This window comes from Saccharopolyspora spinosa NRRL 18395 (assembly GCF_000194155.1).
Taxonomy (GTDB): domain Bacteria; phylum Actinomycetota; class Actinomycetes; order Mycobacteriales; family Pseudonocardiaceae; genus Saccharopolyspora; species Saccharopolyspora spinosa.
In genome coordinates, this window is the sequence record NZ_GL877878.1 from 181,979 (window position 1) to 200,450 (window position 18,472).

Consider the following 18,472-nt stretch of genomic DNA (forward strand, 5'->3'; position numbering starts at 1 on the left):
ACGTGATCCGCGTTCGGGGCGTACCGCGACGACCCGCTGAGCAGGTGTTCGCCGGAGGTCTAGGCGTTGCCGCCCGGCTTCCAGAGGACGTCGCCGTCCGGGTTCGCTACCCGGGCGAGGATGAACAGCAGGTCCGACAGCCGGTTCAGGTACTTGGCGGGCAGCGGCGAAGTGCGCTCGCCGTCGGCTTCCTGTAGTGCCCACGCCGACCGCTCGGCGCGCCGGGCCACGCACCGTGCCTGGTGCAGCAGCGCGCCGCCGGGGGTGCCGCCGGGGAGGATGAACGAGTCCAGCTTGCCCAGGCGCGCGTTGAACTCGTCGCACCAGCCCTCGAGGCGGTCGACGTAGGCCTGCGTGACGCGCAGCGGCGGGTACTTCGGGTTCTCGACGACCGGCGTCGACAGGTCCGCTCCCACGTCGAACAGGTCATTCTGCACTGCCCTCAGCACCGCGACGACGTCGTCGGCGAGCTGCGCGGTTGCCAACGCCACGCCGAGCACCGAATTCGTCTCGTCCACATCGGCGTAGGCGATCAGCCGCGGATCGGTCTTGTGCACCTTGGAGTTGTCCGACAACCGAGTCGTGCCCGAATCGCCGGCCCGCGTGTAGATCTTCGTCAGGTGGACTGCCATGCCGACAGCCTAGGCGGATCCCGCCCGGCGCCCGGGCGTGCGTGACGGGAAGGTTCCCATGCTCGCTCCGATCGCAACCCGATCCGATGGCGGTGGGGGGCGGGCCGTAACCTCGATGCTCGTGAGTGAGCACTTCCGGGTACACGGCGGGGCGCGCCTCGTCGGCGAAGTCGACGTGGTCGGGGCGAAGAACAGCGTGCTGAAGCTGATGGCTGCGGCGCTGCTGGCGGAGGGCACGACGACGATCGTCAACTGCCCGGAGATCCTCGACGTTCCGCTGATGGCAGACGTGCTGCGCAGCCTCGGCTGCGAGGTGTCGATCGACGGCGGCACGGTGCACATCACGACCCCGGCGTCGATCAACCACGAGGCGATCTCGCCGTCGATGGGCAAGCTGCGTGCGTCGGTGTGCGTGCTGGGGCCGCTGGTGGCCCGGTGCCGCCGCGCGATGGTGACGCTGCCCGGTGGTGATGCGATCGGTTCCCGCCCGCTGGACATGCACCAGAACGGCTTGCGGAAGCTCGGCGCGACCAGCCACATCGAGCACGGCGCGGTGGTTGCGGAGGCGGAGAACCTGCGCGGCGCCCAGATCTGGCTGGACTTCCCCAGCGTGGGTGCGACGGAGAACATCCTGATGGCCGCGGTGCTGGCGGAAGGCACCACGGTGATCGACAACGCGGCGCGGGAGCCGGAGATCGTCGATCTCTGCGTGATGCTGCAGCAGATGGGCGCCAAGATCGAGGGTTCCGGTACATCGACGTTGAACGTGCACGGCGTGTCCTCGCTGAAGGCCGTCAAGCACCGCGTGATCGGGGACCGGATCGTCGGCGCGACCTGGGCTTTCGCGGCGGCTGCGACGCGCGGCGACATCACGGTGCGCGGGGTCGACCCGCGGCACGTGAACCTGGTGCTGGAGAAGCTGCGCAGCGCGGGTGCCGAGGTGACCGCGTCCGAAGAGAGTTTCCGGGTGGCGATGCACGGCCGCCCGCACGCGGTGGACTTCGTGACGCTGCCGTACCCGGGTTTCCCGACCGACCTGCAGCCGATGGCGTTGGCGCTGTCTGCGGTCGCCGACGGCACCTCGATGATCACCGAGAACCTGTTCGAGTCCAGGTTCCGGTTCATCGAGGAGCTGGTCCGGATGGGCGCCGACGCCCGCACCGACGGGCACCACGCGGTGGTCCGCGGCCTGGAGCGGTTGTCCAGCGCCCCGGTGTGGGCGACCGACATCCGCGCTGGGGTGGGACTGGTGCTGGCCGGTTTGTGTGCGGACGGCTCGACCGAGGTGTGGGACGTGTTCCACATCGATCGCGGCTATCCGAACTTCGTGGAGAACCTGCGCGGTCTCGGCGCTGACATCGAACGCGTGACCGACTGAGCGGTCCGCCAACCCGACCCGCCCCGGTGATGCAAGTCACGCGTTCGGGCCTGACTATGGGCCTGAACCCTGCTCCCGCTTCGAAGGGGCGATGGTCATGGCGAGCAGAGGGTGGACGCGGCGAGATTTCCTGAGGGGCTCCGGTGCTGCGGTGGGCGCGCTGGTGCTGGGCGGGTGCACCCGCACCGTCGGGGGTGGTGCGGGCGGTGATCCGCTCCAGGCGGCCCGAAGTTCCGGCACCATCCAGGTCGGCATAGCTGGCGAGGCGCCCTACGGCTTCACCGACGCATCCGGCAAGATCACCGGCGAGGCCCCGGAGGTGGCGCGCGCGGTGTTCCGGAACCTCGGGGTGAACACCGTGCTGGCCTCGCAGGTCGACTTCAACCAGCTGATCCCGGCCCTCAACGCGGGCAAGTTCAGCGTGGTCGCGGCGGGCATGTTCATCACCCCGGAGCGCTGCAAGAACGCGGCGTTCTCGATCCCGGATTACATCGCGCCAACGGCGTTCCTGGTGCCCGTGGGAAACCCTGAGGGCGTCACCAGCTTCGAGGACGTGGCGAAGAAGAAGCTCAACCTCGCGGTCCTCAGCGGAGCGGTGGAGAAGGACTATGCGCAACGGCTGGGCGTGCCGGATGCGCAGGTGCAGGTCTTCGACTCGCAGAACGCGCTCCTGCAGGCCGTCACCAACAAACGCGCCTACTGCGCCGCGTTGACCAACATCTCGCTGAACGACCTGGTGCGGAGGAGCCCGGGCGCGCAGGTTGAGGTGACCAAGGGCTTCACGCCGGTGATCAACGGCAAGCCAGAGGTGCAGGCGGGTGCGTTCGTGTTCCGCACGCCGGACACCTCGCTGCGCGATGCGTTCAACACCGAGCTGAAGAAGCTGCACGACAGCAGCGAGTGGGTCCGCATCGCCGAGCCGTTCGGCTTCACCCAGGACAACCTGCCACCGGCCGGGGTGACCACGGAGACGCTGTGCGCCGGTAGCTGATCCCGGCGACGGGAGGCGACATGTTCGAGAACTTCTCGCACTTCCTCTCGGTCCTGCTGCAGGGTGTGCCGCCGACGGTGATCGCGACGCTGTGCGGCATAGCGCTGTGCATAGTGCTGTCGTTCACGGCTGGACTCGGCATGCTCGCGCCCTGGCGGTGGGTCCGCGTCGTCGCCCGCAGCTACGTCGAGGTTTGGCGCGGCACGTCCGAAGTGGTCCAGCTGTTCTGGATCTTCTTCGCGCTGCCATTGCTGGTCGGCTTCGAGCTGCTGCCGCTGTGGGCGGGCGTCCTCGTGCTCGGCCTGAACCACGGCGCGTACGGCGGCGAGATCGTGCGCGGTGCGGTGCAGGCGGTGCCGAAGGAGCAGTACGAGTGCGCGGTCGCGCTGAGCTTCAGCCGGGTGCAGCGGATGCGGCGGGTGATCCTGCCGCAGGCGGCGGTGGAGATGATCCCGCCGTTCAACAACCTGTTCATCCAGCTGCTGAAGAGCAGCGCGCTGCTGTCGCTGATCTTCGTGCACGACATCACCTACCAGGGCCGGGAGGTACTCGAATCGAACTTCACCGGCCAGACCGCGCTGATCTACCTGCTGATGCTCGCGCTGTACCTGGTGCTGGCGGTGCTGATCACGATTGTGATGCGGGTGCTGGAGCGGCGGGCCGCCGCGGCCGTCGGCCGCGAACCGGTCGAACCGTCGAAGGAGCTCGGCCGGGTCGAAGGCGGGGCGATCTAGTTGATCTGGGACTGGGAGTTCACCGGCCGGATCATCCCGGACATCCTCGGCGGCCTGGTGGTGACGTTCGAGGCCACGGTGCTGGGCTCGATCGTGGCGTTCGCGCTCGGTCTTGTGCTGGCCCTGCTGCGGCGATCCAGGGTCCGGCTGGTCAGCACGGCGGTCTGGGCGTTCATCGAGTTCGTCCGCAGCACGCCGCTGCTGGTGCAGCTGTACTTCCTGTTCAACGTGCTGCCGGGCATCGGCCTGAAGTTCTCTTCGCTGACCACCGGAGTGATCGGTCTAGGCGTGCATTACGCCTGCTACACGGCGGAGGTCTATCGGGCCGGCATCGAAGGTGTGCCGCGAGGTCAGTGGGAAGCGGCGACGGCGCTGAGCCTGCCGGCCCGCAGGGTGTGGACAAGCGTGATCCTGCCGCAGGCGATCCCGCGGGTGCTGCCCGCGCTGGGCAACTACACGATCTCGATGTTCAAGGAAACGCCGTTGCTGCTGGCGATCGGGGTACTCGACTTGGTAGGGGCGGCGCAGGAAGCGGGGTCGGAGGCGTACCGGTACGTGGAGCCGCTGACCTTGGCGGGCATCTGCTTCCTGCTGCTCAGCTACCCGTCGTCGCTGCTGGTGCGGAGGTTGGAACGGCGTGTTGGGATCTGAGGCGGGCGGAGAGATGATCCGGTTCGACCGCGTGGTCAAGCGGTTCGGCGACAACGTGGTGCTGGACGAACTGGACTTCGCGGTCTGCCCGGGCGAGCGGGTCACCCTGATCGGGCCGAGCGGATCGGGCAAGACGACGATCCTGCGGTTGCTGATGACCCTGGAGCGGGTGGACGGCGGCACGATCCACGTGGGCGAGGAATGCCTCACCCACGTGCGCCGCGGCGAAAGGCTGGTGCCCGCCGACGAGAAGCACCTGCGCAAGGTGCGAAGGCGGATCGGCATGGTGTTCCAGCAGTTCAACCTGTTCCCGAACATGCGGGTGCTGCGCAACGTCACGGAGGCACCGGTCCACGTGCTCGGCCAGTCCGCCGCGGATGCCGAGCGGCGAGCGCGGGAACTCCTGGACATGGTGGGCCTGGCGGACAAGGTCGACGCCTTTCCGACGCAGCTCTCCGGTGGCCAGCAGCAGCGCGTGGCGATCGCCCGAGCGCTGGCGATGAGCCCGGACGTGCTGCTGCTCGACGAGATCACCTCGGCGCTGGACCCGGAACTGGCGGCCGAGGTGCTCGACGTGTTGCGAGATCTGGCGCGCACCAGCGACATCACGATGCTGTGCGTGACGCATGCGATGAAGTTCGCCCGCGACGTCTCCCACCGGGTGCTGATGTTCGACAACGGGAAGATCATCGAGGACAAGCCGCCGGCCGATCTGTTCGAGAGGCCGGAACAGGAGCGCACCCGGGCGTTCCTGCGGTCGGTGCTGGAGGAAGCCTGACCTGTCGGCGCCGGTACTAGGGTTCGCGGCGAGCCGGTGCCGGGCGTCCCTGACTGCCCTTCAGGCGCGGTTCCGGCGTTCGTGCAGGAGCAGCAGCGTGTAGGCGGCGACCGACTGCGCATCGGTGACCTCGGCTGCGGCGATCATCTTCTCGAACTCGGTCCGGGAGAACCAGCCGGCCCGCATGTCCTGCTCCTCCGACTCGCGTTCGTGCTCGCCCGCCGTCAGCCCGGTGGCCAGGAAAACCCGCCCCCGCTGACTGGATATGCCGGGAGCCACGTCGAGGGTGCCGATCTCGACGAGGCTCGCTGCCCGCAGGCCGGTTTCCTCGCGCAGCTCCCGCGCGGCGAGCTCGGTGGGCTCGACGTCGAGCCGGTCCGGAGCGGTGCCCTGCGGGAACTCCCACCGCCGCATGCCCAACGGGTACCGGAACTGCTCCACGAGGTGGAGCCGATCGCCGTCGAGCGGGATCACCAAGGCGTAGTCTGGCTTGTCAACCACGCCGTAGATCCCGTCGGAACCATCGGCGCGCCGAACGCCGTCCTCGCGGACGGTCATCCACGGGTTGGCGTACACCTCGCGACTGCTCGTCTGCTGCATGCGGACATGGTGCCCGACGCGGGCCACGGTGGCGCGTGACACCCGCAGGTGCCGATCAATGATCGCGCGGTGTTGGGTGGGTAGTGCTCTACCGCCTGGTCGCGGTATTCGCCTGGGGTCCACTGTGGCTGGTGGGATGAACACCGGTCGCCGGTCTCGTATTTCGCGTTTCCCATCGCTGGTTGTGCAAGCCCCGGTGGCCGGCTTCGGCGATGTACCGCAACTGCTCCATCATCGACACCCGCATGGCCTGCTCCAGTTCGCGGATGTGGGTGGCGAGTTCGGTGTCGGTGCAGGACACCGCCGCGCCGGGCACTGGTGGTGCCTGCGGCCGGGTCCGGGGGTGTTCACCAGCGGTGTCATACCGCACATCCTCCCGTTCTAGAACACTTGTTCGCACTTTTTTTATGGTCGCTTGATCAGGTGAAAGAATCTGTCTTGGGGACGAGAACCCAAGCAGCAGAAACAAAAACACCGGAAGTCCGACACCGTACCGGCTTCAAGCGCGGTAGAGGCTGTTCGCGAACTCGATCCGTGGGCAACAAGAGCCCCAACCCCGAACCAAACCCCAACAAGCCAGCGGACCCCAACCCCCGAAACGAACCCAAAGCCAAAAAGCGCAGCACCCAAAACCCTGCGAACCTCAACGCCAACAAACCAACCCACGCCAAGAGCCCCACCGAAGGACCCCAATGCCCTACCCCTGGTGGCGAAACGCGGTCACGTACCAGATCTTCCCCCGCAGCTTCGCCGACGCGAACGCCGATGGAGTCGGCGACCTCCAGGGCGTGACGTCCAGGCTGGACTACCTCGCCTGGCTCGGTGTGGACGCGATCTGGCTAACGCCCTGCCACCCATCCCCGTGGGTCGATGGCGGATACGACATAACCGACCACCGCGGCATCGACCCGTCCCTGGGCACCCTGCAGGACTTCGACCGGATGGTGTCGGCGGCGCACGAGCGAGATATCCGAGTCCTGATCGACATCGTCCCGAATCACACCTCGGACCGACACGAGTGGTTCTGGCAAGCCCTGGCAGCCGGCCCGGGTTCCCCTGAGCGCGACCGCTACATCTTCCGCGCCGGCAAGGGCCCGCGAGGGGAATGCCCGCCGAGCAACTGGGAGTCCCGCTTTGGCGGCAGCGCCTGGAGCAGGGTGCCGGACGGCCAGTGGTACCTGCACCTGTTCGCCCCGGAGCAGCCCGACCTCGACTGGACGAATCAGGAGGTTCGGGACGAGTTCCTGGACGTTCTGCGGTTCTGGGGGCGACGCGGAGTCGACGGATTCCGGGTGGACGTGGCCGCGGCGCTGGTCAAGGACCTGCGGGAGCCGTTGCGCGAGGTCGTAGGCGGTGAAGGCAGCTCCGGGCTGGACGATTTCGCCGCCAATCCCGACCACCCGTTCCTGGATCGGCCGGAGGTTCACGACGTCTACCGCGACTGGAACCGGGTGTTCCACGAGTTCGACCCGCCGCTGGTCGGGGTCGCCGAGGCGTGGGTGCGCGGCGACCGGCGGGTCCGCTACATCCGGCCGGGTGAACTACAGCAGGCGTTCAACTTCGAGTTCCTGCGGGTGCGCTGGCAGGCGTCGGAGTACCGGCGGATCGTGTCGGAGTCGATCGACGGGGCGTCCTCGGTGGGGACCACGGCGACCTGGGTGCTGGCCAACCACGACATGGTGCGGCAGGTATCAGCGCTGGGCCTGCCAGCCGACGTCGACCTGTGGGTATGGCTGGCGTCCGACGGCACCGAACCACCGCCGGACCTGGAGCTGGGCACCCGCCGGGCACGGGCGGCGATCCTCTTCGCGCTGGCGTTGCCCGGGTCCGCGTACCTGTACCAGGGCGAGGAGCTTGGGCTGCCGGAGGTCGCGGACCTGCCTGCGGACGTTCTGCGGGATCCGAAGTGGATGCACTCCAGGCACAAGGAGAAGGGTCGCGACGGCTGCCGGGTGCCGCTGCCGTGGACCCGGGACGGGGTGTCCTTCGGTTTCAGCGCCGTGCCGCCCTGGCTGCCGCAGCCCGCCGATTGGGGCGACTGCTCGGTCGAGTCACAGCGCGGCGACCCGAGCTCGATGCTGGAGCTCTACCGAGCTGCGCTGCGAGTGCGCCGTTCAGCAGCGACGAACGGTTCGGCTGGGACGACCAGCACAACATCGGCGATGTCCTGGCCTTCCGGCGTGGAAGCGACATCCTGGTCCTGGTCAACACCGGACCGGTCCCCATCCCGCTCCCACCAGGAGACCTACTCCTGTCCAGCGTCGCACCCGAAGAGGGCTTCCTCCCCGGCGACGCCACGGCCTGGCTACGCCAACCCTGACGGGAGGGCGGGCTCCTGTTCAGGCGCGACGACCGCTTCCGCGAGTTGTTCGGCGGGTTGACGCGCAGCAGGTTCGGGCGAATGACACGGGGCGCAACCGTATCTCGCCCAGCGGAAAGATCGAGTTCCGACCTGTCCGGGCCCCGGGGTGCTCGACTTCTCGATCGACATCCGTACTCTGTGCCGGGTGCGACTTGTCATTGCCCGTTGCCAGGTGGACTACGTCGGTCGGCTCACCGCGCACCTGCCTATGGCGCAGCGCTTGCTGCTGATCAAGGCCGATGGTTCCGTGTCGGTGCACTCCGACGACCGTGCCTACAAGCTGTTCTATCCGTGGTCGAGACATCTGTCTCCGATCTCTCGGTGTCGCCGGGGTGGGGTGCGGACGCGCGCTGTTGGGTCGACTGCCGTCTTGGGAGGTTGCTGATGAGGCTTGTCATCGCTCGGTGCCAGGTTGATTACGTCGGGCGGCTGACCGCTCATTTGCCGATGGCTAATCGTCTGGTGATGGTGAAATCGGACGGCTCTGTTCTGGTGCATTCGGATGGCGGTTCGTACAAGCCCTTAAATTGGATGTCGCCTCCTTGCTGGCTTATGGAAGAGCCGGGCATGTGGGTTGTGCAGAACAAGGCGGGTGAAAAGCTCGTCATCAGCATTGAGGAAGTCCTGCACGACTCTAAGCACGAGCTTGGTGTGGATCCGGGCCTGGTCAAGGACGGCGTGGAGGCACACTTGCAGGAGCTGCTCGCCGAGCACGTCGGCACGCTCGGCGAGGGCTGGTCCCTGGTCCGCCGCGAGTTCCCCACGGCGATCGGCCCGGTGGACCTGATGTGCCGAGACGCCGACGGCGTCTCGGTCGCGGTGGAGATCAAGCGACGTGGCGAGATCGACGGCGTCGAGCAGTTGACCAGGTACCTGGAGTTGCTCAATCGGGATCCGTTGCTGGCTCCGGTCAAGGGAGTGTTTGCCGCGCAGCAGATCAGGCCGCAGGCTCGCACGCTGGCTGAAGACCGGGGAATCCGCTGCGTCACCTTGGACTACGACGCGCTCCGCGGCACGGAATCCGACGAGTTCCGGCTTTTTTAGCCGTGACGATTCGTCCTGCGGAGTGTTTTCACGTCTGCTTATGGACAGATAACGGCTGTCATCCGCCACTGTGGATAACGACGAAGCGCCAGTGTGAATGCCGATGTTCTGTGGATAACTCGGACCATGCATCAGTTCTGCTTGGTGTCGCCACCATGACGATGCGACCGCGTGGCTCTTGGGCGCGATCAGGGGCTGCCCTGCATTTGCGTCGGGTGTGGGAACATCCGCTTCTGCCGATGAGCGGTCGTGAAATCTCGGGTACGTCGTGCTCGGATCTGTGGCAGGCTGCCTCCGTGCCGGACCATCACCACGCAGCGACAGCGAACAGGCCGAAGCCGGATGTTCGTATCGTGCATCTGACCGGCCCCGCGTTCGACTCGCTCGCCCGGGGCGACCTGGCAGGAGCGAATGCGACCAGCCCGGTACCGCTGACGGCCTACCTGGCCGGACCGGACGGGCGTCGGCTGTGGCAGAGTCGCAGCAGGCAGGTCGCAGCGGACCCTAGCAGCGCGGCCTGGGTCACCGGCATCATCTGGGATCAGCAACAACTACTGGCCGTCGGGACGGCCGGCTACCACGGGCCTCCCGACACATCGGGGATGGTGGAGATCGGCTACGCCGTCGACCCCGCACACCGGCGACGCGGTTACGCGCGGGCGGCGCTGGAATCGTTGTTGGCGCGCGCCGCCCGGGAGCCGCAGGTACACACCGTCCGGGTCACGATCAGCCCCGACAATACGGCCTCCTATCGGTTGGCATCTCAGTACGGCTTCGTCGAGGTCGGCGAACAGTGGGACGACGAGGACGGGCTCGAGATCATCTACGAGATTTCCGCGGATCACCTGTAGTCAGGCCTCGAATCTCCGCTCATGCCGCGATGAGCGCGATCCGTCCGACGCGCTGTCATACCGATGTGCGGACGTTTGATTGCTCTACCAGTTGATGGCTCGGCGAGGCCGCAAGTTTATTCGAGGGACAGGATATTGCTGGTGGGCGACACTGTCCCGCATGTATGACGACCTTGTCTCGGCGCGGCGTGCCCGCATGCGGTGGAACACGCCGCTTTCGGTTGCTCACGCGGACTTGCTGCTGGACAGGCTGAACGTGGGCCCCGTCACTTGGATCGTCGATATGGGCTGCGGGTGGGGTGAGTTGTTGCTGCGTGCGGTTGAGCGGGCAGTCGGCTCTAATCCGGTAGTCGACGACAGAGATTCCCGTGCCCGGGGTGTCGGCGTGGACACCGACCCCGTGGCGTTGGAGCGCGGGCGGGCGCTGGCGCGGCGGCGCGGCCTCGAGGGGCGGGTTGAGTTCGTGCACGCTGACGCCGCGACCTGGTCAGGGGCAGCCGAGCGCGCGCTGTGCGTCGGCTCCTCGCACGCGTTCGGCGGTAGCCGCGCAGCGCTGGAGGCGTTGGCGGCGCTCGTGCCGCACGCTGGGCGACTGCTGTTCGGAGACGGCTGTTGGCCAGGGTCGACGACGCCCGGCTGCCACGGCCATCTTCGGTGACCAGGTCCGGCCACTGGCCGAGTTGGTAGAAATGAGTCGGGCAGCCGGATGGCGAGTCATTCACATGAGCGTCGCAGACCAACAGGAGTGGGACGACTTCGAAACCCCTTCCCGCGCTGGCTGGCAGGAATGGCTACTCGCCAACAGCTCGGATCAGCGAGCCAGCGAGGTACGCGAATGGCTCGATACCCGGGAACATCAGTACATCCACGACTACCGACGCGTGCTCGGCTTCGCCTACTTCGTCCTCGCGCGCTAGCCGACCGCTGAACGCCGCTACCCTCTATGCCGCGAAGCGGCGATTCGGTGCGCCGCCACCTTGACGCTGACGGCGTCACCACGACGGTGAACGGACTTTCGGGCAACATCCCACTCTGCGTCTTCAATGGCGGCATCATCGGGATCTTGAGCGTCGGCTAACAAACGGCGTCCCGGACTGGCAGGCTCCGTAGTCGGTATTCCCTGCTTGCGGAACGGGACCTGTCACCGACCCGAGCCTGTCCCAGCCAGGTTGGACTACCTGGCTGGGACAGGCTCGGGCTCACCGCGAGCGCCCACCGCCAGGCGGTGTGGATTGTCGGCTGCCAGGAGTAAGGGACCACCTCAGAGCCGGTTTTGCCAGGAGCATGGGACCACCTGTTTGCCACTGATGGGACCGTCTGGGCTGGTGGTTACGCAACCCGGTCCCATGCTCATGGCAAACCGGTGGTCCCTTCAGGCTGGCAGGCGACAGGATCGCCGACCTACACGGTGCTCAGACATGGGATTTGCTGCCGGCAAAGGCGGCCTCTGGGAGACGTCGGTGAGTGCTCCACTGAAGGGCCGGACGATCGCCCGGCATCGCTGTCAGCTCGAAGAGGGGTTGTCGCCGCTTCCGGCTGTGGGGAGGGACCGGACGTTGTTGCCGTCTGCCCGGCGGATTCGTGCACGGAGCCGTTCGACCTCCTCGCGCTGACTGTGGTTGTCCACTGCCAAGGCTGCGACTTCGTGCTTCAGCGTTCGTACGAGCGCGTTGAGCTGGGCCTTCTCCGCTTCGAGTTTCGACACTCGGGCGGCAAGCTCGTCACGTTCCTTCGTCAGTCGGGAGACCACCGTGACAGCGGGCGGGGCGGGATCGTCGGTCCCGGCTGCCCGCCGCTTGAACTCGGCGAGCAGGCTGTCGTCGGCCTTCCACAGCGTCGAGTAGCCGACGCCCGCCTCTTTGGCGAGGTTGGTGTAGGTGAGCTTGCCGTCGCAGCGTGTGGGCTCGCCAGCGAAGAGACGTTCCATCGCGGCACGGATTTTCTTGTCGGTGGCGGCGCTGACGCTCACGGCTCCTCCACCTGGCTGGTGTCGTCCTGGAGGCGGTCGAGAATCCCTTGCCACGCCTTGCGTTGGCGCAGCAGAGCATCCCGCTGCACGTCGTTGATCTTCTTGTCCTTGAGATGCTCGTCGACCTCAGCGACCATGCGTTCCCACGCGGGCCGGTGGCGGCTGGTCTGGCAGGCGTTGGCACAGTTTCCCGGCTGGCAAGCATCCAAGATGGGCAGGGTGCGCTTGACCTTCCGGGCACGATTGCTCTCCGAGAGGCACACCGCAGCATCCGGATTGGCATCATCGAAGGCGCAATCGGCCAGAACACCGACCCGGAAGGTACGCGCCAGTCCCCGCAGCATTTCCCGAACTCGAGCCCGATCAGCGCGACGACCAGGGAAATCACCCAGCTCAGCGCGGACTCGGGCGAACTCGGACTTTAACCGTGCAGCCGCCCCGCCCGTGAAGGGCCGACCGCACAGATCGTCTTCGTAACGCTCAACGATATCGTCGAGTTGAGCCTCAGCGCGCTCCTTCTCCACCTCGGCGCGGAAGCCCGACTCACTGGTACCCGCGTAGCCCTCGAAGATCGACACCGATGCCTGCTGGTACTGAATCTTGCCCGCGACCAGGCCAAACGGCTGCCGAGCAATATGCCAAGCAAGCGTGCGGCGGAACTGACGAGTGGTGAACCACCATGCATCGGTGGTGGTCTGTCCGTCGATGCCTTCCCGGGTCACCGGGGGAATAGGCGGGAGACCGGTTCGGTCCGCGAGCGTCACAACGTGCTCGGCAAACCTATTGATCATCTCGGTGATCTCGCTGGCGGGCGCAAGCGCGCTGCCGCGGTTGGGCCTGGTGAACAGGTACCGCTTGTCGGTGAGGCGTTCCAGCACATCGATCGCTCGCGCCACATCGGGCAACGTGACCCACACCGCACGTTGAGGCGCACTGCCCCGTCGTTTCGTGACCCAGCCGCGGATCTTGTGCCGAACCAGCACGCCGTCCCCGGTCGCCTCGGTGAAGTGGCACCCACGCTCCAGTCCTTGGACCTCCGAGTCGCGGGCGCCGGTCAGGTAGGCGATCACGACATAGCAGGCGGCAAGCAGATGGTTCGATTCCTGGTCGATGCGCTTGGAATCCAACGGTTCCCGCCAGGGCAGGCCGGTTTCGGGGCAGACTGTGATCGGGGTGTCGTAGCCGCCGGGCTCCAGCCCGATCTCCTGGACACCCTCGGCGATGACATCCAAGATCTCGTCACGGTCATGCAGGCGGTCGTTGTAGCCGGCCAGCTTCGCCAAGAGCGTGAGGTTGATCTCGGCGCCCACGTGTTGATCCCGGCGCCGAACGGAGCCGTTCTGCGGACGCGTACCCGGGAGGTCGGGCCGCCGACCGGGCAGGCCGCGGCCAGCGGCACGTCGCTTCGCGATGAACGCGCGCAACCGTGCGATCGCCTCGGCCCGCTTGTAAGTGACCTCGTGGGACTGGAGGTCGCGGTGTTCGCGTCGGGCGGCGAGGATGTCCTCTGCGGCTGTGTGCACGTAAAACAGGGCCCAGCGCAGCAGCGCGGCCATGACGGGCTCGGGAATCCGGTCGGTGGTGTTCTCCGCCGCCATCCGGGCGCCGGCTGCCCGCAAGGACGACTTGCCGTTCCACGGCTCGACGCTCAGGGTGTCGTGGGTTAGCCAGTCCCGATACAGCCACAGGGTCTTGATCACCCGGATGTAGGTCGCCAACGACCGGTCGCTAGGCCCGGGATGTCCGTCCTTGCGACCTTGCCGCGTCCAACGAAGGTAGTCATCGAGCATCGGCTGGGTCACTTCGGAGTACGCGCACCCGGCGTACTCACTGTCCAGGAAGACGTTGAACCGCATCAGCAGTCCCAGGATCTGGTTTGCCGCCGACGGCGTCAACAACTTCATTGCCGTGTGGCGCTTGGTCAGCCGGGCCGCGATGAACTCCATCGCGGTCAGCCGTCGGACCGGATCGGTAATGCGCCTGAAGTCCACAACTCGTTCGCACGGGTGCAAGTTCGGGGTGCTGATCGCGGCCGTGAGATCCCATCGCAGTTCACCGAACCGAGGGTCCGGGCCACCCTGGCGGCGGGACCAGCCCTCCAGCACGTGGTGATCCTCCGGGAAGTGCGCGGACTCCAACGGCGAAAGCAGCTCTGCGGCCTGTGCCGACGGGGTCAACCGGAGGGGCTTGACGACTGTCACGCGATCTCCAGGGTGCGTAGCTGTGGGGGCAGGAAGACAAGGCGTTGGGTGGATTCGGCGACCACGCGGGCTTTCGCGATGTCCGCCTCGGAGAACATCGGCAGGATCTGCACGACGATCCGGTTGTAGGTGTCGCGGTGCACCGCCGCCCACTCCTCGGCCGACATCCGTTCGCGCTGGCTGACGATGTGGTTGAGGTACTGCATGAGGGCGGGCAGCTTGCCAAGGTGAATGGTCGCGTTGGAGCAGCGCAGGCACCCGAAGAAGCTGACCGGGCACAGCTGTCCCTTGCGCCCGAACGGCGAGTCGTAGGGGTCGCGACACGTCGCGACCCACAGATCGACTCCAGGCACCGAGCCCACCTGCGGCTCCACACGAGGGGGTGTGTCAGAGACGGCCGCCTCCGGCTCGGTCGGTGCTGTATCGGTCTTGGCTGTGCTGACCGACCGGGCCTCGATCAGTGCTGCTTCGATCGCGGCCTCGTGCTCGCCACGCAACTCCGGCACGTTGCCGTAGTGGTTGACCGCGACCCTGACGCTGTGGTCATCGGCCCAGTCCCGGATTCGCCCCCGCGTGGCGCGGATGCGCTCGACCTTGTAAGTCTTCCGCAACCGGCGCAACTCCAGATCCAGATACGGCTGTTCGCCGCCGTCCGCTGCCGCGGCGACGTCACGGAGATCATGATCGCGGACGAAGCGCCGGATGATGGGACGCCCGCCCTTGAAGCTGGGTTCTCCTAGCTTGCTGTAGCCGATCACGCCCACCCACAGGCGCGGCGAACCCGTCAGTTCACGGGCCCGGCGCGTCAAGGTCAGCACGGTGCGGATCAGCCCGCCCGGCGTGAGCGGGTGGCCATCCCGCACTACCTTGGTCTGCCACGCCGAACGCTGGCCAGCCCGGCGCTTCAGGTAGCGGATCGTCACCCGTGCGCGGTCGGGATTGCGCAGGCAATCTGCGGGGAGGGTTTTCAGGCACTCGATGGGAATCCCCGTGTCCAGGCCGAGACGGATCAGGAAGGGCAGCAGATCACGCTCGCTGGGGAACACCAGCCGGTTGAGCTCGCTGACCTTGATGTGCGGCTGATCGCCGAACCGCGCCTGGACGGCGTCTCGCCGCAACGGTCCTTCGGCATTGATCAGCCACACCACGTCGCTCGCCGCGAGCCGGTGGCCGGGTATCGGCGGCCCTCCCGCAGCGAGCATCCCCGCCCCGTCCAGGGTGATCCGCTGGACGACGGCGTCGATGTCCTTCTCGGTTGCCTCCCGCAGTCGCGCGGCGACAGCGGGCGGATAGGCGTCCAACGGCCGGTTCTCGGGCCAGTCGAAGCGGGAGACCCAGCTGAGGCGATCCCGGGTCTCGGGCAGCAATGTGATCGCGTCCAGCGGTGGAACCGGTTCGTCGGCGTCGACTTCGTCGTCCCGCTGCTCAGCCGCCCGCAGGTCGGCCTCCCGCAGCATCCGCACACACTGCATCAAGATCGGATACCCGGTCGCGGTGTCCCGGTAGCGCTCATGCAGAGCGGCATCAAACCGGTCTAGGTGCTCCGGCCTCAACGACCCGATCCGCAGGGGCTCGGCGTCCGCAGCCTCGGCGTGAAGGTGACGAACGAGCTGCCGCGCCGCATGATGCACGCCGATCGCACCATGAATGCTGGTCACCCAGCCATCGGAGGCGACCGCGTTGGCGAAGATCGCAGCGATCTGCCGGGTAAGTCCAGGCAACGGCCACGCGTCGAAGGAGAAGGTCTGCTGTCGGCCGTGAAACTCAACCTCGACGCTGAGGCGACCCAGTTCCGAGAACCCCACCAAGGTCACGCTGCACCCCCGGGTTCCAGGGCAGCGCCGACCTCATTGGCCCAGGCGGCAGCAGCCTCATCGGTAAGCCACTGCGCTTCATCCACGTTGGTCAGGTAAATGAAGGTGGACGACACATGCCGGTGTCCAAGCGCCCGCCGTAGCGTGTCCAGTGGATCGCCCAGCATCCGGGCGTATTGCGACCAACCGACGCGATCCTTCTCCTGCCGCGCCATCGCGATGCTGCCGAACTGGATACGGATGAGGTGCGAGAGTTGGTGCACCGCGAAGGTGTGCCGTAGCGTGTGGGGCGAGACGTACAGGTCCGCACGGCCGAAGGCGCGGCAACGCTCGGCGGCTGTTTCGAATGTCTCCTGGATGTCCCGAGCGGCCCAGGGCTTTCCTGACTTGCTCAGCCACAGCAGCAACGGTTCCCGGCCCCATGTTCCGTCGTGGAACAGTCGCTCGCGCTGGCGTGGGTCGAGATCGTCGAATGACACCGGGTGCGGGCCGGATCCCGCATCCATGCGGAGTCCGGCACGAGTGCGGCCCACAACGTCAAGCGCACCAGGGACATCCGTGTAACGCCCCGAGGCTGCCCCTTCCGCGACGACGTTGGCCCGCTCAACCTCGAGGTAGTCCCTGATCAGCCCCAGTACTCGGTGGGGAATGCGGATGTACCGGCCCCGCCTGTACTTCACGGTCGCTGCCGCAACGTGGTACCGCGCGCTCTTCTCGTCCGGCTTCGGTGCCGGAAGCTCTGGCACTAGCAACACCGACGCCTCTTCCAACCGCATCCCCGTCGTCACCAGCAGTTCAGCGAACGCGACGGTCCGGGAGGCGAACCGCCCGCCACGCCAACTGGGGTCTTCCGAGCCATCCGGGAGTTGCCCACGCAAACCCACATCACGCCAGAACAGGTAGTCGTCCAGTGACAGAAACTTGATGTCGTCAGTGGACGCATCCGGGTTTCGTAGCGTGTTCCGCTTGACCTCGCGGTGGCCGAACTCCGTGCGCAGCATCAGGGTCCGGTATCGGAACGGCACGTCATCCACCAGCTTCTCGTGGACCGCCCAGTTGTAGAGCTTGTCCAGTGAGTTCAGGTGCCGGTTCCAACTCTTGGCAGTCAGCCGTGTCTCCAGCGGGCCGGACAATCGGTACCGCTTGTACGCCCGCGCATCGGCCAGCGACGCATCCAGCCACGACTTCTCGCCCCGGCTTCGCAAGAATTCCACCCACGCGTCGATATCCCGGGCGGTCGCCAACCACGACTTCTCCGAATACTGAGCCAACTCAGGCAGTTCCAGGATGAATCGGTTCAGCGTCCAGTCGAAGCGACCCTCACGGTCGAACAACAGGGGCGTGCCGTTGGGCACTTGCTTCACGAAACGCCGCAAGACGTCAGCCAGAGCCCCGTACGGCGTCCCATCCGGACGGTGCGGGGACGCCACCGCCTGGTGATCTACGAGGGTGATCGACATGGCCGTGAGGCTAGACGATTAGAGACAGAAGAGACAACATCCAGTGCCACGGATAAGCCGTTGAACTGGATGAGCCCGCCGTGCTGGCTGATCGAGGATCCCGGCGTGTGGACGGTGCAGAACAAGGCCGGCGAGAAGCTGGTGATCACCGTCGAGGAGGTGCTGCACGACTCCAAGCACGAGCTGGGTGTGGAGCCGGGCCTGGTCAAGGACGGTGTGGAGGCGCACCTGCAGGAGCTGCTCGCCGAGCACGTCACGACCCTTGGTCGCGGTTGGTCGCTGGTGCGCCGCGAGTACCCGACCGCGATCGGCCCGGTGGACCTGATGTGCCGGGACGCCGGGGGTGCGAGCGTGGCGGTGGAGATCAAGCGGCGCGGCGAGATCGACGGTGTGGAGCAGTTGACCCGCTACCTGGAGCTGCTGAACCGGGATCCGCTGCTGAGATCGACGGTGTGGAGCAGTTGACCCGCTACCTGGAGCTGCTGAACCGGGATCCGCTGCTGGCGCCGGTCGCCGGGGTGTTCGCGGCGCAGCAGATCAAGCCGCAGGCCCGGACCCTGGCCGAGGACCGCGGGATCCGCTGCGTGGTGCTGGACTACGACAAGCTGCGTGGCATCGAACCGGACGAGTACCGGCTGTTCTGATCCACCCGTTCCTGCCACCCGCGGGCGTTGCCGGCCCGCGGGTGACAGGAAGGTTCCCATGCTCACCTCGTTCGCGTGGCTTGCCGACGAACCCGAGACGCGTGTCGCTTTGATCGGAGACGCCGTCGAACACCGTGCCCAATCCGAGGCCCGCGATGTCTGCCCACACGAACAATCCGCCGAGGAGCGGTCCGACCGCGACGGACAGCCCGCCGGTCGCGCCGTAGTAGCTGACGGTCCGAGTCTTGGCAGCTCGGCCAATGCGGCCTGGATCGTCGACAACACGTGTGGCCGCAGAAGCGCCGCGGCCGCTCCCAGCGCGCCGCCGCTGGTCGCGCTGCTGAAAGGCGTTGGCGCGTAGTG

At 66.8% G+C, this 18,472-nt stretch carries 19 protein-coding genes and 1 pseudogene; 13 read left to right on the forward strand and 7 right to left on the reverse strand.

Annotated elements, in window-relative coordinates:
• Nucleotides 1-59: 59 nt before the first annotated feature.
• On the reverse strand, nt 60-632 hold the full coding sequence (locus SSPN_RS0100930) for a cob(I)yrinic acid a,c-diamide adenosyltransferase (protein WP_010305262.1): 573 nt from the start codon (nt 630-632) through the stop codon (nt 60-62).
• Between the two features lie 121 nt (nt 633-753).
• On the opposite strand from SSPN_RS0100930, the gene murA reads away from it, so the two are divergent.
• The 5 genes from murA to ehuA all read left to right on the forward strand — a co-directional run bounded on the left by murA (nt 754) and on the right by ehuA (nt 5,164).
• Complete coding sequence (gene murA, locus SSPN_RS0100935; protein WP_010305264.1) at nt 754-2,010, forward strand: UDP-N-acetylglucosamine 1-carboxyvinyltransferase; 1,257 nt, start codon at nt 754-756, stop codon at nt 2,008-2,010.
• A 97-nt stretch (nt 2,011-2,107) separates the two neighbouring features.
• Nucleotides 2,108-3,001: an ectoine/hydroxyectoine ABC transporter substrate-binding protein EhuB gene (ehuB, locus tag SSPN_RS0100940; protein WP_029534830.1), complete on the forward strand. Its 894-nt coding sequence runs from the start codon at nt 2,108-2,110 to the stop codon at nt 2,999-3,001.
• Nucleotides 3,002-3,021: 20 nt separating this feature from the next.
• A complete protein-coding gene (ehuC, locus tag SSPN_RS0100945; protein ID WP_010305271.1) occupies nt 3,022-3,735 on the forward strand; it encodes an ectoine/hydroxyectoine ABC transporter permease subunit EhuC in 714 nt (237 codons plus the stop codon).
• Nucleotides 3,736-4,386: an ectoine/hydroxyectoine ABC transporter permease subunit EhuD gene (ehuD, locus tag SSPN_RS0100950; RefSeq protein ID WP_010305275.1), complete on the forward strand. Its 651-nt coding sequence runs from the start codon at nt 3,736-3,738 to the stop codon at nt 4,384-4,386.
• Nucleotides 4,387-4,399: 13 nt separating this feature from the next.
• A complete protein-coding gene (gene ehuA, locus SSPN_RS0100955; protein WP_010305279.1) occupies nt 4,400-5,164 on the forward strand; it encodes an ectoine/hydroxyectoine ABC transporter ATP-binding protein EhuA in 765 nt (254 codons plus the stop codon).
• Nucleotides 5,165-5,224: 60 nt separating this feature from the next.
• Here the strand turns inward: ehuA and SSPN_RS0100960 are convergent, their stop codons facing one another.
• Both SSPN_RS0100960 and SSPN_RS0100965 read right to left on the reverse strand, forming a co-directional pair.
• Nucleotides 5,225-5,764: an NUDIX domain-containing protein gene (locus SSPN_RS0100960; RefSeq protein WP_029534831.1), complete on the reverse strand. Its 540-nt coding sequence runs from the start codon at nt 5,762-5,764 to the stop codon at nt 5,225-5,227.
• 88 nt (nt 5,765-5,852) lie between these two features.
• On the reverse strand, nt 5,853-6,134 hold the full coding sequence (locus tag SSPN_RS0100965; RefSeq protein ID WP_148271913.1) for a hypothetical protein: 282 nt from the start codon (nt 6,132-6,134) through the stop codon (nt 5,853-5,855).
• A gap of 322 nt (nt 6,135-6,456) precedes the next feature.
• On the opposite strand from SSPN_RS0100965, the gene SSPN_RS0100970 reads away from it, so the two are divergent.
• The 6 genes from SSPN_RS0100970 to SSPN_RS59060 all read left to right on the forward strand — a co-directional run bounded on the left by SSPN_RS0100970 (nt 6,457) and on the right by SSPN_RS59060 (nt 10,938).
• Nucleotides 6,457-8,145 carry an alpha-amylase family glycosyl hydrolase gene (locus SSPN_RS0100970; protein ID WP_010305294.1) on the forward strand — a complete coding sequence of 563 codons (1,689 nt, stop codon included), beginning with the start codon at nt 6,457-6,459 and terminating at the stop codon, nt 8,143-8,145.
• A 126-nt stretch (nt 8,146-8,271) separates the two neighbouring features.
• On the forward strand, nt 8,272-8,511 hold the full coding sequence (locus tag SSPN_RS62390) for a PDDEXK family nuclease (protein WP_420187915.1): 240 nt from the start codon (nt 8,272-8,274) through the stop codon (nt 8,509-8,511).
• Entirely contained in the window at nt 8,511-9,170 is a 660-nt protein-coding gene (gene nucS / locus SSPN_RS0100980) for an endonuclease NucS (protein ID WP_010305297.1), read from the forward strand. Before SSPN_RS62390 ends, nucS begins: the two co-directional genes overlap by 1 nt.
• Before the next feature lie 353 nt (nt 9,171-9,523).
• The gene (locus SSPN_RS0100985; RefSeq protein ID WP_010305300.1) at nt 9,524-10,021 is read left to right on the forward strand and encodes a GNAT family N-acetyltransferase; all 498 of its coding nucleotides are present in this window, start codon (nt 9,524-9,526) and stop codon (nt 10,019-10,021) included.
• A 283-nt stretch (nt 10,022-10,304) separates the two neighbouring features.
• Nucleotides 10,305-10,679, forward strand: coding sequence for an SAM-dependent methyltransferase (locus SSPN_RS59055; protein WP_238935670.1), 375 nt, complete (start codon nt 10,305-10,307; stop codon nt 10,677-10,679).
• Between the two features lie 64 nt (nt 10,680-10,743).
• Nucleotides 10,744-10,938, forward strand: coding sequence for a hypothetical protein (locus SSPN_RS59060; RefSeq protein WP_237710406.1), 195 nt, complete (start codon nt 10,744-10,746; stop codon nt 10,936-10,938).
• Between the two features lie 587 nt (nt 10,939-11,525).
• Here SSPN_RS59060 and SSPN_RS41920 read toward each other — a convergent pair.
• The 4 genes from SSPN_RS41920 to SSPN_RS0101015 are packed head-to-tail and all read right to left on the reverse strand — an operon-like array spanning nt 11,526 to nt 17,369.
• Nucleotides 11,526-11,990, reverse strand: a complete 465-nt coding sequence (locus tag SSPN_RS41920) for a hypothetical protein (RefSeq protein ID WP_010305306.1) — start codon at nt 11,988-11,990, stop codon at nt 11,526-11,528.
• A complete protein-coding gene (locus tag SSPN_RS41925) occupies nt 11,987-14,191 on the reverse strand; it encodes a hypothetical protein (protein ID WP_010305309.1) in 2,205 nt (734 codons plus the stop codon). The genes SSPN_RS41920 and SSPN_RS41925 overlap by 4 nt, the downstream gene beginning before the upstream one ends.
• Complete coding sequence (locus SSPN_RS0101010; protein ID WP_010305313.1) at nt 14,188-16,005, reverse strand: hypothetical protein; 1,818 nt, start codon at nt 16,003-16,005, stop codon at nt 14,188-14,190. The genes SSPN_RS41925 and SSPN_RS0101010 overlap by 4 nt, the downstream gene beginning before the upstream one ends.
• Nucleotides 16,002-17,369 (reverse strand): tyrosine-type recombinase/integrase, encoded by a 1,368-nt coding sequence (locus SSPN_RS0101015; RefSeq protein ID WP_049887568.1) that lies wholly within the window; start codon nt 17,367-17,369, stop codon nt 16,002-16,004. Before SSPN_RS0101015 ends, SSPN_RS0101010 begins: the two co-directional genes overlap by 4 nt.
• Nucleotides 17,370-17,519: 150 nt before the next feature.
• Between SSPN_RS0101015 and SSPN_RS41930 the strand changes: the two are divergent.
• Both SSPN_RS41930 and SSPN_RS56360 read left to right on the forward strand, forming a co-directional pair.
• Nucleotides 17,520-18,109, forward strand: a pseudogene (locus tag SSPN_RS41930) (endonuclease); the annotation flags it as partial.
• Between the two features lie 58 nt (nt 18,110-18,167).
• Complete coding sequence (locus tag SSPN_RS56360) at nt 18,168-18,470, forward strand: hypothetical protein (RefSeq protein ID WP_010305319.1); 303 nt, start codon at nt 18,168-18,170, stop codon at nt 18,468-18,470.
• Nucleotides 18,471-18,472: the final 2 nt, after the last annotated feature.

What these genes read in the sequence shown, in the direction of transcription:
- SSPN_RS0100930 (WP_010305262.1), bottom strand. Translation starts at nt 632, where the DNA reads ATGGCAGTCCACCTGACGAAGATCTACACGCGGGCCGGCGATTCGGGC.
- ehuB (WP_029534830.1), top strand. Translation starts at nt 2,108, where the DNA reads ATGGCGAGCAGAGGGTGGACGCGGCGAGATTTCCTGAGGGGCTCCGGT.
- ehuC (WP_010305271.1), top strand. Translation starts at nt 3,022, where the DNA reads ATGTTCGAGAACTTCTCGCACTTCCTCTCGGTCCTGCTGCAGGGTGTG.
- ehuA (WP_010305279.1), top strand. Translation starts at nt 4,400, where the DNA reads ATGATCCGGTTCGACCGCGTGGTCAAGCGGTTCGGCGACAACGTGGTG.
- SSPN_RS0100960 (WP_029534831.1), bottom strand. Translation starts at nt 5,764, where the DNA reads ATGCAGCAGACGAGCAGTCGCGAGGTGTACGCCAACCCGTGGATGACC.
- SSPN_RS0100970 (WP_010305294.1), top strand. Translation starts at nt 6,457, where the DNA reads ATGCCCTACCCCTGGTGGCGAAACGCGGTCACGTACCAGATCTTCCCC.
- nucS (WP_010305297.1), top strand. Translation starts at nt 8,511, where the DNA reads ATGAGGCTTGTCATCGCTCGGTGCCAGGTTGATTACGTCGGGCGGCTG.
- SSPN_RS59055 (WP_238935670.1), top strand. Translation starts at nt 10,305, where the DNA reads ATGGGCTGCGGGTGGGGTGAGTTGTTGCTGCGTGCGGTTGAGCGGGCA.
- SSPN_RS59060 (WP_237710406.1), top strand. Translation starts at nt 10,744, where the DNA reads ATGAGCGTCGCAGACCAACAGGAGTGGGACGACTTCGAAACCCCTTCC.
- SSPN_RS56360 (WP_010305319.1), top strand. Translation starts at nt 18,168, where the DNA reads ATGCTCACCTCGTTCGCGTGGCTTGCCGACGAACCCGAGACGCGTGTC.